The 14,302-nt window shown below is 70.3% G+C and carries 16 protein-coding genes; 6 read left to right on the top strand and 10 right to left on the bottom strand.

Annotated features, from left to right (window positions below; translation table 11 throughout):
• Positions 1–42 precede the first annotated feature (42 nt).
• From ACZ3ZD_RS31625 to ACZ3ZD_RS31670, 10 genes are all read right to left on the bottom strand, one after another.
• A complete protein-coding gene (locus ACZ3ZD_RS31625) occupies positions 43–477 on the bottom strand; it encodes a hypothetical protein (protein WP_467404897.1) in 435 nt (144 codons plus the stop codon).
• A gap of 11 nt (positions 478–488) precedes the next feature.
• Entirely contained in the window at positions 489–2,753 is a 2,265-nt protein-coding gene (locus ACZ3ZD_RS31630; protein ID WP_467404899.1) for a hypothetical protein, read from the bottom strand.
• Positions 2,754–2,887: 134 nt separating this feature from the next.
• Positions 2,888–3,088 carry a hypothetical protein gene (locus ACZ3ZD_RS31635; protein WP_467404902.1) on the bottom strand — a complete coding sequence of 67 codons (201 nt, stop codon included), beginning with the start codon at positions 3,086–3,088 and terminating at the stop codon, positions 2,888–2,890.
• A 3-nt stretch (positions 3,089–3,091) separates the two neighbouring features.
• Complete coding sequence (locus ACZ3ZD_RS31640) at positions 3,092–3,607, bottom strand: hypothetical protein (RefSeq protein WP_393902326.1); 516 nt, start codon at positions 3,605–3,607, stop codon at positions 3,092–3,094.
• 243 nt (positions 3,608–3,850) lie between these two features.
• A complete protein-coding gene (locus ACZ3ZD_RS31645; protein ID WP_467404905.1) occupies positions 3,851–6,028 on the bottom strand; it encodes a DUF2637 domain-containing protein in 2,178 nt (725 codons plus the stop codon).
• A 150-nt stretch (positions 6,029–6,178) separates the two neighbouring features.
• Positions 6,179–6,748: a DUF6197 family protein gene (locus ACZ3ZD_RS31650; protein WP_467404907.1), complete on the bottom strand. Its 570-nt coding sequence runs from the start codon at positions 6,746–6,748 to the stop codon at positions 6,179–6,181.
• A gap of 112 nt (positions 6,749–6,860) precedes the next feature.
• On the bottom strand, positions 6,861–7,052 hold the full coding sequence (locus ACZ3ZD_RS31655; RefSeq protein WP_467405273.1) for a DUF5999 family protein: 192 nt from the start codon (positions 7,050–7,052) through the stop codon (positions 6,861–6,863).
• A 192-nt stretch (positions 7,053–7,244) separates the two neighbouring features.
• Entirely contained in the window at positions 7,245–7,550 is a 306-nt protein-coding gene (locus ACZ3ZD_RS31660; protein ID WP_467404910.1) for a WhiB family transcriptional regulator, read from the bottom strand.
• A 257-nt stretch (positions 7,551–7,807) separates the two neighbouring features.
• Entirely contained in the window at positions 7,808–7,969 is a 162-nt protein-coding gene (locus tag ACZ3ZD_RS31665; protein WP_467404912.1) for a hypothetical protein, read from the bottom strand.
• 174 nt (positions 7,970–8,143) lie between these two features.
• Positions 8,144–8,989, bottom strand: a complete 846-nt coding sequence (locus ACZ3ZD_RS31670; RefSeq protein WP_467404915.1) for a hypothetical protein — start codon at positions 8,987–8,989, stop codon at positions 8,144–8,146.
• 346 nt (positions 8,990–9,335) lie between these two features.
• Here ACZ3ZD_RS31670 and ACZ3ZD_RS31675 point away from each other — a divergent pair, with 346 nt between their 5' ends.
• The 6 genes from ACZ3ZD_RS31675 (at position 9,336) to ACZ3ZD_RS31700 (ending at position 14,055) form a co-directional block, all read left to right on the top strand.
• Positions 9,336–10,094 (top strand): GntR family transcriptional regulator, encoded by a 759-nt coding sequence (locus tag ACZ3ZD_RS31675; RefSeq protein ID WP_467404917.1) that lies wholly within the window; start codon positions 9,336–9,338, stop codon positions 10,092–10,094.
• Positions 10,091–10,789: a P-loop nucleotide/nucleoside kinase family protein gene (locus ACZ3ZD_RS31680; RefSeq protein WP_467404920.1), complete on the top strand. Its 699-nt coding sequence runs from the start codon at positions 10,091–10,093 to the stop codon at positions 10,787–10,789. Before ACZ3ZD_RS31675 ends, ACZ3ZD_RS31680 begins: the two co-directional genes overlap by 4 nt.
• 207 nt (positions 10,790–10,996) lie before the next feature.
• Entirely contained in the window at positions 10,997–12,166 is a 1,170-nt protein-coding gene (locus ACZ3ZD_RS31685) for a helix-turn-helix domain-containing protein (protein WP_467404923.1), read from the top strand.
• Positions 12,163–12,753, top strand: a complete 591-nt coding sequence (locus ACZ3ZD_RS31690) for a cysteine hydrolase family protein (protein ID WP_467404926.1) — start codon at positions 12,163–12,165, stop codon at positions 12,751–12,753. The genes ACZ3ZD_RS31685 and ACZ3ZD_RS31690 overlap by 4 nt, the downstream gene beginning before the upstream one ends.
• Positions 12,750–13,658, top strand: a complete 909-nt coding sequence (locus ACZ3ZD_RS31695) for an NAD(P)/FAD-dependent oxidoreductase (protein ID WP_467404928.1) — start codon at positions 12,750–12,752, stop codon at positions 13,656–13,658. Before ACZ3ZD_RS31690 ends, ACZ3ZD_RS31695 begins: the two co-directional genes overlap by 4 nt.
• A 100-nt stretch (positions 13,659–13,758) precedes the next feature.
• Positions 13,759–14,055 (top strand): helix-turn-helix transcriptional regulator, encoded by a 297-nt coding sequence (locus ACZ3ZD_RS31700; RefSeq protein WP_164444066.1) that lies wholly within the window; start codon positions 13,759–13,761, stop codon positions 14,053–14,055.
• The last annotated feature ends 247 nt before the right edge of the window (positions 14,056–14,302 follow it).

Genomic DNA, 14,302 nt, shown 5'->3' on the forward strand with positions numbered 1-14,302 from the left:
GTGGGTTCGCCGCCCTTCGTGGTGAGAGGGGGTGAGGGTGGATCAGCGGTTGCTGTAGAAGGTGCGGTCGGCCATCTCGATGCCGTCGGGCATGTTGTTGGCGGCGTCCGCGACCGCGCCGTAGTCGGCGATGTGCGCGTCGGCGGTCTCGTGGAACAGCGAGGACATCTCCTCGCACTCCACCGCCATGGCCTCCGCTTCCTCCTTGCAGGACCGCATCACGGTCGCCGCCTCGCGGTGCTCGTTGACGGTGGACTGGTCGACGGCCTTGGCCGCGGCGAGGTCGGCGAGCTTGTCGACCGAGTCCGCGCAGTCCTCCACGTACTTGAACGTGGAGCGGACCTGGTTGGACAGGCCCGCCATGGTGGCGCTGGCGGCGGTCAGCTGCGCGACGACGATGCCGAAGCGGACCGCGCCGACGATGACCGAGCCGGTCTTCTGGAGGGCGCCGCCGATGACGGGAACGAGGTCAGACACGGTGGGTTCTCCTATTCGACGTGGTAGTCGCGCTCAGCGGGGGCGGCGTGTCCGGCATCGCGGACCGCGTCGGCGAGCGGCTTGTGGCGGCGCTCCGCGTTCTCGCCGGCGGTGCGGATGGCCTCGGAGGCGGCGGGCAGCTTCTCCGCCAGGGCCTCCGCCTTCGCCTTCACGCTGACGGCCTTCTCCGCCAGGATCAGCACCCAGCCCTCCAGGACGCCGGGCACCTTGAGGTCGACGATCTTCGCGTGGAGGGCCTCCAGCCGCGTCATCATCTTGTCGCAGCCCTCAGCAGCGGCGTTGGCCTCGTCGACGCCCGCCATGATCTCCTCCGCCATGTCGGCGTCGGAGTCGATGACGTCGTAGATCGTCAGGTCGCTGTCCGCGTACTGGGTGTTCGGTGCCTTCGCCGGGACGGGCACGACGCTCACTCCGGTTCCTCCTGTTCGTGATGCGGGAATGGCTCCGGCCGGGATGCGGGCCGCGCGGCGGTTCTCCTTGCGGCGGGCGGTCCAGCCCTCACCGCCGACCTGTTCGACGGTGATCGTCGTTCCCTCCGCGTAGCCCCAGCCCGGGGGCGGGCCGAACCCTCCGCCGGGTGCTGTGCCCGGCCCCGGTCCCGGCGTGGGGCCGGAGCTGGTGGAGCTGGACGGGTCGGGAGCCGGGCGGCCGGAGCGGCGGGCGCTCGCCCGCTCCCACCAGCCGCGGCGGGAACGGCGCTTGTCCGCCTTCGGCTTGGGGACCGCACCGGCCGGACCGGTCGGCTTCGGCCCGGCCGTGCCCGGTCCGGGCTTGCGCGGCTTCTTGGTGAGCTTGACCTTCTTGCGGAGGTTCACCTTCGGAGCCGTGCCGCCGGTGCCGGCCGCGCCGGGAGTACCCGGCTTCGGCTTCTTCGTGAGGCTGACCTTCGGCGTCGCCGCACCGCCCGCGCCGGGAGTACCCGGCTTGGGCTTCTTGGTCAGGCTGACCTTCGGCGTCGTCGGCGTCGTCCCGGCCGCGGCGGGCTTCTTGCCCTTCGTGCCTTTCTTCTTGGGCACCGTGGTCAGGACCGGCGGGGACAGCCGCTTGCGGCGCTTCTTCAGCCGCCGCGCCGACTCCTTCGCGATGGCCGCCGGCAGCGTGACCCGGCCCTTGCCCTTGCGCTTCGGTCCCGGGCCGCCGCTGCCCGACTTCCCCGCCCCCTTCTTGCCCTTGCGGACCGTGGTCAGGACGGGCGGGGACAGCCGCTTGCGGCGCTTCTTCAGCCGCCGCGCCGATTCCTTCGCCACCGCCTCCGGCAGCGTGACCCGGCCCTTGCCGCCCGAACCTGTCCCGGAGGTACCGGACTTCGTCCCGGTCGTGCCGGACTTCGAGCCGGAGGTGCCGGTGGTGCCGGACTTCGAGCCGGGGCCGCGGCCCGACTTCGACCCGGAGGACGGTGTGGTGCCGCCGCCCGAGCCGGACTTGCTGGTGCCGAGGGTGCCGGTGCTGTTCTTCGGCTTGGGGCCGTTGCGAATCCGGTCGGCGGCCCGGTCGCGTACGGCTCCGGAGAGGCTGCCGGAGTTGTTCTTCGTGCCGGTTGTCGGGGTCTTTCGGCCCCCGCTCCCGGTGTTTCCGCCGCCCTTTGTCCCGGAGGACTCCAGGGCTCCCCTGCGGCCTCCGCCGCCGCCTCCGCGCCCGCCGGTGCCCAGCGACGGTGTACGGCCGCCAGAGCCGCCTCCAGGCGTCTTGCTGGGCGTCTTAGTCCCGGAGCCACCCGGGGGCTTGGTGCCTCCGGAGGAGCGGAACGTGTTGGGCGTGGAATTCTTTCCGGAGTTTGTCCGGCCGCTTCCACCGCCCGATGTGCGGGTGCTCCGGCCGAATTCCGGACCGGCCTGCAAGCGGCTTTTCTGACGGGCCGCTTCAACGCCGATCGATGCTTTATCGGCCGCCACTCGCTGCTGATCTGCGATTGCCCGGTGGTGTTCGTGGCGGGCTTTCAGATAAGCAGCGGCATTCCATGCTCCGCGCATTGCGGCGACGGTAATACCGGCCATCATCACCACCGACATGGCGGCGATTCCCTGCCCTTCCGGGCGGTCCGGCATTCCGGGGTCCGCGTGTGCGGTGGTCGTACTCCCGCCGCCGACGTCGGAATTACCCGCCACCAGTAGGGAGGGCGGGGGTGCCAGTTCGGGCAGGTCGCTCAGGGACGGGGCGGCGGCCCCGGGCGGCGGCGCGCCGCTGCCCACCGGCCCCGGGATCGTCAGCCCGCCGGGGAAGCCGAGGACGGTCCCCCCAGCGTCGTCGTCGGCCATCGGCCGTCTCCTTTGGATCAGTCACTCAGGGTCACGAACCCGGGGGGCCTCACGCGCGCGTATAGGCGCGCGTGTTGGGCCCCCCGGATTCACGGAGTGAAGCGGTGATGATGAGCAGTGATGAGCGCGGAGCGTTACGAGCCGGACCGCCGACCCTGCTGCTCCGTCGTCCAGCGCTGGAGCAGCAGGACCAGGTCGGCCCACGCCTTGTCGTCGTCGCCGGCCAGGAGGCGGGCCAGGTCCCACAGCGCGGTCGCCCGCGCCTTGTTCGTCGTGGTCTCCGCCAGGCGCTTGTCCCAGCGGGCGACCTGACCCTTGGAAAGCGGAGCAGCCACTTATCAGGCCCTCTTTTCCAGGAAGTCCAGGAAGGTGTGGTCGCCGCCGTCCGTACCGGTCTTCTTCGCGACTCCCTTCCCGTCGCCGGTCGGCTCGTTGAGGGCCTGCGAGAGGCCGTTGAGCTGTCCGGCGGTGCTGACCGCGCGGGCGGTGTTCAGGCCCTTCTTGTGCGCCTTCTCCAGCTCCTTCTTCTCCGCCTTCTTCTCACGCTTCTTGGGCAGCTCGACATAGCGCCGCTGGAATTCGGCGTCGAGCTTTCCGGCGTGATTTACGGCGTCCCGAAGGTCGCTTTCGAGCTGCGCCAGCGGACGCGATGCGAGAAAGGCCCGGATGCGGGCCTCGAAGGGCTTGTCCCCGTCGAACTTGATGTTCTCCAGGTCGGCCCGGTACTCGCGGAGCAGCGCCCTGACCTCGTCGGCCATCTGCCGCAGCCGCTCGCGCTGCTGGGCGCCGTACAGGGCGGTGCCGCCGGGCTTCATCAGGTGGTCCGAGGTCCACCGGTTGTTGTTCTCGGGCATGGCAGAAGACCTCCAGGTCTCGGGGGTGGGGAGGGGAAGGGGTTCATGGGTCCGTGTCCCCGAGGCGTGCGTGCGGGGCCGGGATCGTGCTCGGTTCGGGCTGATCGGCCGCGCCCCGCTCGGGGCGGGCGCGGGCGAGCGGCCTGCCGGCCGTGGCCGTCACCGGCCCGCGCTCACGCTGGGGAGCGTGGCGCGGGCCGGGGGCGACCATGAGCGGCAGGTGCTGTGCGGGGGTGCGGGCGCTCAGGTGTTGGCGGGCGCGCTCGCCTTGGCGCTCACCGGGGCGCTCGCTTCGACCTGAGCGCGCAGGCGCTGCGCGGTCGGGCGGGAGACCGGCTCATCGGACAGGCCCGCGTCGGTGAGCGCGTCGCGGATCTCGGTCCACTGCGGGCGGCGCCCGAGCTCTGTGTAGAGCAGACGGATACGAGCGTGGCGGCGCTCGGTGAGCGCGTCACTCTCGCTGCGCGTGAGCGCGCCGTCCGCTCGGTGAGCGTCCGTCTCCTCCGTGGGGCGCTCACCCTTGTGAGCGCCGGAGGTGAGCGCCGGGCGCTCGCGCTCGCCGCGAACCTCGCCCGAGGTGAGCGCGCTCATGTCGGGGTGAGCGTGCTCGGTCTCCTCCGCTCGGTCGACGGTGAGCGTGTCCTCGGGGGTGAGTGTGTCGGCGAGCGTGGCGGGCGCGCTGCCGAGCTTGAGCGTCATCCGCTTCTCCAGCGGAGCCTTCCACCGCCACAGCAGACCGTGCTCCTCGCGCAGTCGCGCTCGCAGCCAGGTCTCCTGCTGGAGCCGGGTGAGCGCGTCCTCGTAGGAGGTGATCTCCCACAGGATCATCCGGCGGCGAAGCCGGGCGGTGGGGATCGGGGCGAGGATCCAGCGCGAGCGCCGCACCGTCTCCATGCGCTTCTTGCCGGTGACCGCGCCGATCCGCGTGGCGTACACGTGGGAGGCGATCTCCGAGAAGACGACCCACAGCAGGGTGAGGGCCGCGTGACCGAGACGCCCCGAGGTGCTGTCCGAGGCGTTCCAGTTGAGGTACACGGTCACTGCCGTCAGCGCCCTGGGCACCCAGCGGATCCAGCGCAGCTCCATGCCCATGCGGATCAGGACCAGGTTGGCGCCGGTGAACGCCGGGATGGCGACGTCGATGCCGACCGGCAGCAGCCACGGCCACTCCCAGCCCCACCCGGCCGCCTTGGTCTCCAGCGCGGTGTAGGAGGACAGCAGACCGAGGGTGGAGACGACGGCGGCCGCCAGGACGATCCCGACGACCAGGACCAGCTCCTGCCCGGACAGCGGCGGGACACCGCCGGCGGGCCGGGCGTCGTTGCGGGTCTTGCGCCGCTTGGCGCGGGACTCGGTCCGGATCTCCCGGCGCCGGGTCCGCTGCACGGTGCGCTGCGTCGCCGCCTCGAGGACCCGCTCCGCCTCCTCCAGGGCGCGTTCGGCGGCGGCCTGGTCGGCCGTGGCCTTGGCCTCCGCCTGCCGTGCCGCCGTCGCGTCCGTCTCCGCCTGCTCGCGCAGCCGGGTGACGTCCTTGTCGGTGGCTGCCCGCAGCTCCTCAGCGGAGGAACGGGCGTCGGCCAGGGCGCGTTCGGCGTCCTGGCGAAGGCCGGCCGCGGCCTTCTCTGCTCCGGCCCGGATCTGCGCGGCCTGGCCGTCCGCGCTCTCGCGCATCCGGTCCGCCTCGCTCCGCGCCCGCTGAAGGACCTGGTCGGCGTCGGTGGCGGCGCGGCTGCGGGTCTCCGCCGCGGTGCGCTCCGCCGCCGCGAGCAGCTCGGTGCGCTTGGTCTCCGCGTCGGCGAGGACCTGCGCGGCCTCCGCCTGGACGGTGTCGGCCTTCGCGGCCGCCGTGGTGGTGACCTCCTGCGCCTGGTCGCGGGCGTCGGCGAGCAGCTGCTCGGCAGCCACGCGGGCGTCGGCGAGGACCTGGTCGGCCTCGTCGGCCGCCGTCGCCGTGACAGTGTCGGCCTCGCTGCGCGCGTCGGCGAGCAGCTGCTTGGCCTTCGCGTCGGCGTCGGCCAGAACCTGGTCGGCGTCGGCGGCCGCGCTGGTCACGGCCTCCGTGCGGACCCGGTCGGCGTCGGCCTGCGCGTCGGCAAGGAGGCGGGCGTGCTCCGCGGTGGCGGCCTCGGTGATCGAGGCGGCATCGGAGCGCGCGCCGTCCAGCAGCTCGGTGAGGGCGTTCTCCGCGTCGGCGAGGATCCGCGCGGCGTCGTCGGCGGCCTGGTCCCGGAGGTCGGCGGCGCGGTCGGCGGCGTCGGCCAGGACCGGGTCGGCCTCCGGGAAAACCAGCGGCACCGTCACCTCGGGCGCGGCGGCCTGGGCGGGGATGGCGGCCGGCGTCGCCGGTGCCTTGGCACGCCCGTTGCGGGGCTTCGGATTCGCCGCGGGGCGCCGGCGGCGGGTGGCGGGCTTGGTGGCCACGGAAAGTCCTCTCTCTTCCGGGCGCCTCCGAGAAGGGGCACCGTGGATCTGCGACGGTGGGTAAGGTCGTGACCAGGCCCTCCGAGGCCCCGGCAGCTCTAATGCCGGGGACTCGGAGGGCCGTCGTCTTGATGCGGTCAGCGCCGGGGATCAGGCAGCCGCCGCGTCCTGGCCGGGCCCGTAGGTGCGGGCAAACCGGGCGCCCGCGGTCAGCAGGGCAGTGATGTCCGCGTGAGTGCGGTGCTGCCGCTCCGACCACGGCGTGGCGCGGGCGGTGCAGGACCCGGTGTGGGCCTGGATCACCCGGTCCAGGACGAAGCCCGCCACGTAGTCGGTGTCCTTGTCGCCGTGGGTACCGTCCTCGCCGACGTGACGCAGCGCCGTGGACAGGGTCCGCTGCGGGTCGGTGCCGCTCTCGTCGCGGACGAAGCGGATCAGCGCCCGGAGCATCGCCTTGACCGTCATGGAGTCGTCGGCGGCGAGGTCCGCGCCGGCCGACCAGTCCTTGCCGTGGTTGTAGGCGCGGATCCAGCCGTCCTTGTCGAGCAGGGCGATGGTGGCCTCCAGGTGGCGGGCCACGGCCTCGCCGGAGGACTCCTCGCCGGACGGGCCGATCCACAGCGGCTGGTAGGAGTCGGCGGCGAGTTCGGCCGCCTTGCTCAGCGTCACGTCGGAGAACACCGCAGCAGTGGCGGCGGGGGTGATGGTCGTCTCAGTCATGCGAGCCTCATTCCAGGGTTCGTTGGGTGGGTCCGGGCTGTCCGGCTCCCCGTCACCGCCCGACCCGGCCGCCACGGTGGCGGGCGGTCGATGCGGGCGGATCAGGCAGCCGTCAGACCAGGGCGAGGACGGGGCGGTGCGGGGCGACGATCCGGCCGTCGGGGAGCAGCTCGCCGGTGTCCTCGAAGAGCACGACGGCGTTGCACAGCAGGCTCCAGCCCTGCTCCGGGTGGGCCGCCACGACGTGCGCGGCCTCTCGGTCCGGGCTGGCGGCCGACGGGCACTTCGGGGTGTGCGTGCACAGCGAGTCCGGCAGCGGTCGAGTGCCGGTGATGGTCGGGATGGTGCGGTTCATGAGCTCTCCCGGAGAGGAAGGGATCCCGAGGCTTTCCCGGGCTGGAGACGTGCGAAAGGCTGGCCGCCCGTCGTGCGGGCGGGCAGGCAGTGGCAGTGCTGTGGGGCGGGCCAGAACTTGCCCGCCGATCCCGTCCAGCGGTCAGGCGCCGGCGCGCTTGCGGGCGGCGCGGCGCTTCATCCGCCGCCGCTCGTCCTCGTCGGTGCCGCCCCACACGCCGTGCTCCTGGCCGCTCTCCAGCGCCCACTGCAGGCAGCGCTCCATGACCGGGCAGCGGCGGCACACGGCCTTCGCCTCCTCGATCTGCAGCAGCGCCGGACCGGTGTTGCCGATCGGGAAGAACAGCTCGGGGTCTTCGTCCTTGCACACCGAGTGGGCCCGCCAGTCGGTGTTGACCGGCAGGTCGGCGGAGGGCGCGTAGGTCGTGCGTACGATGGAGCGGTTCATCAGGGCCTCCCAGAAGGTCCGTACGGAACAGCCCCAGGGGCGCAATCCCTGGGGCTGTTCGCATGTCTGCGGCCAGACGGCCGGAGCGGGGGGTGAGCTCCCGGCGCTCTCCGCCGGCCCCACCCGGTAAGGGGCGGGGACGACGGGCAATGCCGAAGGATCCGGTCAGCGGCGGTTGTTCTCCGACCGCTTGTTCTGCTCAGCGTTCTTACGCGAGAGCTCATCGCGCTCCGCGTCGGTCAGGCTGAGGACGGCGTTCACCGGACCGTCGCCATCTCGGAGAGGGTGCGGCGGGCGCGGCGGCCGGCCTTCGCGGCCCGCGCGTCGCCGTCGGCCACCAGGTGGCGGACCAACCGGTGGAGAGCGACGGTCTTCTCGCGGTCCGGGCCGTTCGCCGGGGCGGGGATGGTGCGTGTCATGCTGTGCTGCATCAGGTCTTCCAGTTCAGGTCCTGGACAGCCCCACGGGCCGCAATCCCAAGGGCTATCGCGATCACTCCCCAAATGGGGAGCTGACTGCTGTACGAGCAGCCACGGCCCCGGCCGTCCCGATCGCTCGGGATGGCCGGGGCCGTGGTTGTTCGTCGTGCAGTCCTACCGGGTGAGCTGTTCTTCCTGCGTCGCCAGGAGAGTGATCGCGCTCATCAGGTCGGCGCGCTCCCAGTCGGTGAGCTGCGGGGCGTCGGCCCTGCGCGGGTTGAGCGTCTGGATCAGCGCGGCCAAGGTGTCGCGGACGCGCCGGAGGTCGGCGTCGGCGACCGACTCCGAGACGTTCTGCCACTGCTGCTCGTGCAGCAGGCGCAGGCCCCACGCGCGGCGGTCGTTCCAGTCCTCGCGGTCCATCTGTGCTTTGCGGCGGGCGGGGGCGAGACGCTTGGTGTGCGCGGCGAGCTGGGCGAGGCGGCGGCCGTCCGTGCACCGGGAGGTGAGGTCGGCGGCGCGCAGGATGTTGCCCTTGTCGTCCTTGATGGAGCAGGTGGAGCAGCCGCGGACGTGGGCTTCGTCCAGCTCGCGGGCCGTCTTGTCGTCGACGGTGCCGCCGACGATCTGCATGACGGCGGGGGTCGAACCGGTCTTCAGCTTGCGGATCACTCGGGTGGGGCGTCGGCTGGCGGTCTGGGTGAGGCCCTCTTCCAGCCTCCGGAACCACTGGTCGACGGTGAGGTTGATGGTGACCAGGCGGTGGCTGCCGGGGCAGCGGATCGGGTCTTCGGTGCCGGCCTTCTCCGTGTGGTGGGGGACCAGCTTGGGCCGTGCGCTGTGCGGCGCGTTGATCGGCACCCAGGTCCGGCAGGTGGGGCAGACCAGCGCGGAGACGGTGAGGTCGACTTCGTGCGGCTTGAGGCTTGAGACGACCAGCGGGGGGAGCGTGCTGATGGCGCGGGACCGGGCCCGGCGCGGACGCTTCTGAGCGATGAGATCACGGGTTCGCGTAGGCATGAGGGCTCCTTCTACGAAGTGGCAGGAGTGCATCGCAGGTGCTCTCTCCGCCCTCCAGGCCGCACGGCGAACCGGCGTCCTGAAGGACAGACAACGCATCAGCGCTGCGGGGTGGTACTCGCTGCAGACCATGGGCGGAGGAGTTAGAGGTGCCTCGGGCTCCGGCCACCGAAGTGGCTAGGGCTTTGGACTCCGGCCACCGAAGTGGCGATCTGCTGCGATGGTGCTCACTCGGTGCTCCCGGAGGATCATCGACGTCTTACATACATCAGGTTACATCAGGTACCCTCACGTGTCAAGCGGTATAGTGAGGCACCCAGAGTGAATTTGAAGGAGGCGAAGGCACATGGCAGGGCCGCCCCGAGCCGACAATCGGCCGCCGTACGCGCGCATCGCGGGCCACTACCGCGACCTGATCAGCTCTGGGGAGCTCTCGCCGGGCGACCTCCTGCCCAGCATCAAGACGCTGGCGACCGAGTGGGAGGTCAGCACAGCTACCGCGGACCGAGCCATGCGGCTGTTGCGTGAAGAGAAGCTCGTACAGGGCATCCCTGGCGTCGGCACCGAGGTGATGGAACGCCCCATCTCGCTGTCCTCCGGGGCTGAGCGCCACGACCGCAGCAGCAAGACGCAGTCGTCGTGGGGCGTCGGCGAGAAGTCGTCCGGCCACACCGCCGGCATAGTCGAGGCTCCCGAAGACGTCGCTGACGTGCTGGGCATTTCGCCTGGTGACGACGTGATTCGCCGTAGCCGTGTCTACCGGGACGGTCATGGCATCGTCTCCCACTCCACGTCATGGATCCCAGCGGAGTTCGCCCAGGCCGTACCCGAGTTGGCGCGGAGCGAGCGGCTCAAAGGCGGGTTGTCACTCGACTTGATCGCTCGGGCCACCGGGCGGCACGTCGTGAAACGCGTGGATGAAGAATCGGCTCGCATCGCAACGTCACGCGACCTCGAGCTCCTGGAGCTGGAAGCCGACACCGTCGCGGCGATCCTTGTGCTGACCGCACGCTTCCTGGACGCCGACGGCGAGCTGCTGGAGTACGGCGTGGACTTGGGCGCCCCCGGCCGCACCCGTCGCACGACGACAGAGGTGCAGCGGTGAGCACGTACGACACCGCCGTACTGGACGACACGCTCGTCTCCTGCCTCGAAGCCCGCCTCAGCCAGCTCCTTAAAGCCGAGCACATCGACACCCTCACGCTGGAAGGACGATTCGAGATCACGCGCATCGCCGCCGCTTTGTCCGGCCGACCGGGCCCCGCGCCTCGCGCGATCCTCATGTCCGGGCTGCAGGGCTCCGGCAAGACGACCCTCGCCCGCGCCCTGGAGGCGGCCGGCTTCCGGCGCCTGTGCCCCGATGAGGAGATGTTCCGCCGCTACGGCCACTACGGCAGGGACTTCCCTCGCGGCGAGTTCAGGGTCCGGGAGGCACCCGTCCTCAAGGACATCGCCCTTGAGCTCCAGGAGCTCCTGGCGGCCGGGCACGAGGTCGTGGTCGACCACGGCTTCTGGACCCCGGAAGAGCGGGCCCAGTGGGCAGCGACCGTGATGGAGGCTGGCGGCGAGCCTGTCCTCATCTACTTGCCCGTGCCGCATGAGGTGCGCTGGGACCGAATCCGGAAGCGCAACGAGCAGTCGCTGGTCGACGCGAACAGCATCGAGTTCAGCGAGGAGGATCTGCTCAGGCATGCGGGCCGTTTCTCCCCGCCGACCGACGATGAGCCGCACATCGTTTACAACGGGCAACCGGACAGCGTGCTGGCCGACATACAGCTCAGCAGGCATTTCGATGCCTGACGGCACGCAGAACTCGATGCGGGCGCGGCACTGGGTTGTGCCCGGGATCGCCATGGTTCCTCCGGCCGGAGTTGCGGGTGTGGATCAACAAGAAACAGCATCCGCACCAGGGGCCTTGAGCGAGATGTCCGACCGTGGAAGTGGTGTAGCAACAGCGTGGCAATAGGGCCGTTGATACCTGGAAGGTGACCGCGAAGGGGGTGTGTAGTGATCGCTGTGGACAGGTGGACAGGTGAGGAGGCGCTGCTGTTGCGGTCGGTGATGCGAGCGTCTGTGCGCGAGTTCGCCGGTCGCCTCGGCATCAGCCCCCGGACCGTCTCGAACTGGCAGCGGAACAAGTCGAGCGTCTGTCGTCCCCAGATGGCGCAGATCCTGGACACGGCGCTCCTCCAGTGCACCCCGGCTGAGCAGGAGGCGTTCAGCCTCCGTCTGGCAGCGCTGCGTGGAACGTCAGCTCCCATCAAGGCGGAGTCGGCAGCGCGTCCGGCACCGTGCACGGTCGTCTCCCACAAGTTCTTGCCGGTGTACCTCGGTGAGTGCAGTACGCCCCTCTACGCTGCGGGTTCGCCAAGCGAGCCGGGGCCAGGCGGTTTGGAGCAGCGGGTCCTGCCGGCTGACCACCACTCCGCGCAGTCGTCGACGGTGCACATATACGCCTGCGGTGTCGCGGTGGTGCATCTCGAGGAGCACCACCGTCTCGAGTCACTGACCGAGTTGGCTCTGTGGCGTTACCGCACGTACCTGAAGGAACCGGGCTGGGTGGGGGAGTGGATGGCTCACCTGCTGACCCGCCACGGCGACGGCAAGGATCAGCCTGCCCAGTCGCTCATTCCGCAGTACGTGCTGTCGGCCTACGAGCTCCGCACACATTCCTGGTCAAGTGCCGGCCTGGATACGGCTCTCCAGCTGCTCGCGACGCCATCAGTGCTGGTCAACCGGCAGAATCCGGCAGATGTGGTGCCGCTCGGGCCGGGGGTAGAGGAAGCCAAGTTCCGTGACGGCTGGGCTCACCCCGAGGCCGTGACGTTCGACGGTGGAGTCTCCCGCGGCGTCGTCGGCTGGTCGGGGGTCGCCTATCACCCGCAGCAGGACGAGCGGGCTCTGACCATGAGCCAGATCGTGGCCCTTGAGCTCGACGTGCAGGCCCTCTGGGCTCTCTCGTCGCACATCCTGCACACGATCGAAGACGGCCAGGACCCGGTGATGCCGACGGCCTACGGCTGGCGCTTTCTGCGCAGTGCCTACTTCCGGCTCACTACCGCGCGCCCCACTGAGACCGCTCAACACCGTGTGATGCGCGAGGCCATCCTGGCCACCAGCGAACTTCCTGATCGGCTGCGCGCCGCCCAGGACGCTCTCCGAGACAGCAATCCGTGACGGCCATGTGGAAGGCGGAGTGGGTGGACCCTCGATCGACAGCGCTGCTGGTCATTGATGTGCAGCAGGGCTTTGTCAACCAGCACAGCCGCGGAGTCATCCCAGCGGTTGTGCGGCTGGTGGAGGGCTGGCAAGCAGCCGGCGCTCCAGTGGTGCTGTCGCGGTTCCACAACGAGCCCGGGTCACCGTACGAGACGATCACGGGATGGACGCGCTTGCGTACTCCCGAAGAACAAGCCCTCGTTGCTGACCTGGTCCCCTTCGCTGCCAGCGCCGCCGCGATCATCGACAAGCCCCAGGCGTCAGTGTTCACCCCCGAGGGCGCCCGGACCATCCGCGAGGCGGGTTGGACCGATCTGGTGCTGTGCGGCATCGACACCGACGCGTGCGTATACGACTCCGCTGTTGCGGCCTACCAGGCCGGATACCGGCCGTGGATCGTCACCGACGCTTGTGCCTCCACCGGCGGAGCCCGCTACCACGACGCCGCGCTCCTGCTCGCCTCCCGAAACATCGGCGCTGAGCAACTGGTCACGAGCGAGGTTGTCTTGTCCCGAATCAGTGGAACGCAGGGAGCCCGCGCATGAGCACACCGCATGAGACAGATGTGCTGGTAGTCGGCGCGGGGCCGTCAGGCGTGGCGGCCGCGGTCATGGCGGCCAGCCTGAACCTTCGAACGGTCGTCGTGGAAGCCGGTGCAGTAGGCGGCAAGCTGCATGTCATCGGGGCGCTGGAGAACGTCCCTGGCAACTGGTCGGCCGGCCCCCAGCTTGCTGAAGCCCTTGTCGCCGACCTGGAACGCCTACAGCAGGCTGACCGATGCTCCGTCATCCAGGGCCGTGCGGTGAGCGTCACCGGCTACGACAACCGGGCGGAGCTCGTACTCGAGGACGGTCGCGCACTGAGCGCACAGCTGATCGTGGTCGCCACCGGCGTGGCTCCCCTGACTCCGCCCGATGCCGACTGGATCAGCGCTCCTGCACGTTTGTCCGTTCCTCCGCTGTGGCGCACCACGCCGGCAGACCTAGCAGGCCGGACCTACGTTCTCGGAGGGGACCGTCCCCTCGGAACGTGGCTCCGCACCCATCCGCACTCCTCAACGACCTTGCATGTCCTTTGTCCGCCGGCGGATGACTACAAGATCGCCGAAGTCGCGGGGGACGAGCGCGTGCGCGTCGTCCCTGTCTCTCACGTCGCCCTGTCGCCGATGGCCTACGGAGACGAGTGGAGCTTGCAGGTCAAGGACCGGCAGGGGGAGCGCAAGTCCTACGTCGCCAAGACCGTGTTGAACAACCTCGGCAACACACCAGCCGGTCTGGACGGTCTCACCTCGAGCGAGGACGGCTACTGCCCTCCCGGTAAACAGCACCGTCGGATCCAGGTCGCCGGCGACTTGAGGTCAGCCCAGTTCCAACGCGTCACGACGGCGCAGGGCTCTGGAGCGGAAGCTGTGCTCGCGTCCTACTACGCATCGGTCGTGAAGCCATGCTGAGGCCCGATGCCCACCGCCACATCGGCGTATCGATGCGTGCTCGCAACATCGATCCTGTGGTGTATCTTTCAGGGATTCGGTGATCATGAGAGGTTGGGGCATGTCCGACGCGGATCCCATGCAGCGGGTCAACGCTCTCCTCGACGACGTCCTGCCGTCGCCGCGCGTGCGGCAGCAGCTGCGCCTCGCCGCGGGGCTCACTCAGCAGGAAGTCGCGGACGCCGTAGGCGTGAAACGTTTGGCCGTAGCCCGCTGGGAGCTAGGTCAGACCCACCCCCGGCGGCCCCATCGCGCGGTCTACATCCACTTGCTCAAAGGGCTCGCGGAGCGTTTTCCCGACGTCGCTGAGCTGGATGCAGGCAGCACGACGCCGGCCTCCGGAAGGGGGTCGGGATGACCTAGCGGCCATCGGCCGCGCGCGCGAATGAGGTGGACTGCAATCCACTGTGGCCCCGCGCGGCCCGTCTCGCCGACCGTCAGGTCGGCCGCCCAGTCCCCGGTTGGCGCCGGTTCTGGGCTCCAGCTCATCGAGCTGGGTCTTCATTCCTTCGCAACACCCCGCCTTGGCAGGCGGTTCGTTCCACCCGGTCCGCTTTGGCAAGCGGGCCACCCCGGCTCTCCAGGAGCCCCTTTGGCAGGGGGCC

Source organism: Streptomyces sp. NPDC023481 (assembly GCF_055560195.1).

Coding starts and splice junctions, on each gene's coding strand:
- ACZ3ZD_RS31630 (WP_467404899.1), bottom strand. CDS start 2,753: ATGGCCGACGACGACGCTGGGGGGACCGTCCTCGGCTTCCCCGGCGGG.
- ACZ3ZD_RS31640 (WP_393902326.1), bottom strand. CDS start 3,607: ATGCCCGAGAACAACAACCGGTGGACCTCGGACCACCTGATGAAGCCC.
- ACZ3ZD_RS31650 (WP_467404907.1), bottom strand. CDS start 6,748: ATGACTGAGACGACCATCACCCCCGCCGCCACTGCTGCGGTGTTCTCC.
- ACZ3ZD_RS31660 (WP_467404910.1), bottom strand. CDS start 7,550: ATGAACCGCTCCATCGTACGCACGACCTACGCGCCCTCCGCCGACCTG.
- ACZ3ZD_RS31665 (WP_467404912.1), bottom strand. CDS start 7,969: ATGACACGCACCATCCCCGCCCCGGCGAACGGCCCGGACCGCGAGAAG.
- ACZ3ZD_RS31670 (WP_467404915.1), bottom strand. CDS start 8,989: ATGCCTACGCGAACCCGTGATCTCATCGCTCAGAAGCGTCCGCGCCGG.
- ACZ3ZD_RS31675 (WP_467404917.1), top strand. CDS start 9,336: ATGGCAGGGCCGCCCCGAGCCGACAATCGGCCGCCGTACGCGCGCATC.
- ACZ3ZD_RS31695 (WP_467404928.1), top strand. CDS start 12,750: ATGAGCACACCGCATGAGACAGATGTGCTGGTAGTCGGCGCGGGGCCG.
- ACZ3ZD_RS31700 (WP_164444066.1), top strand. CDS start 13,759: ATGTCCGACGCGGATCCCATGCAGCGGGTCAACGCTCTCCTCGACGAC.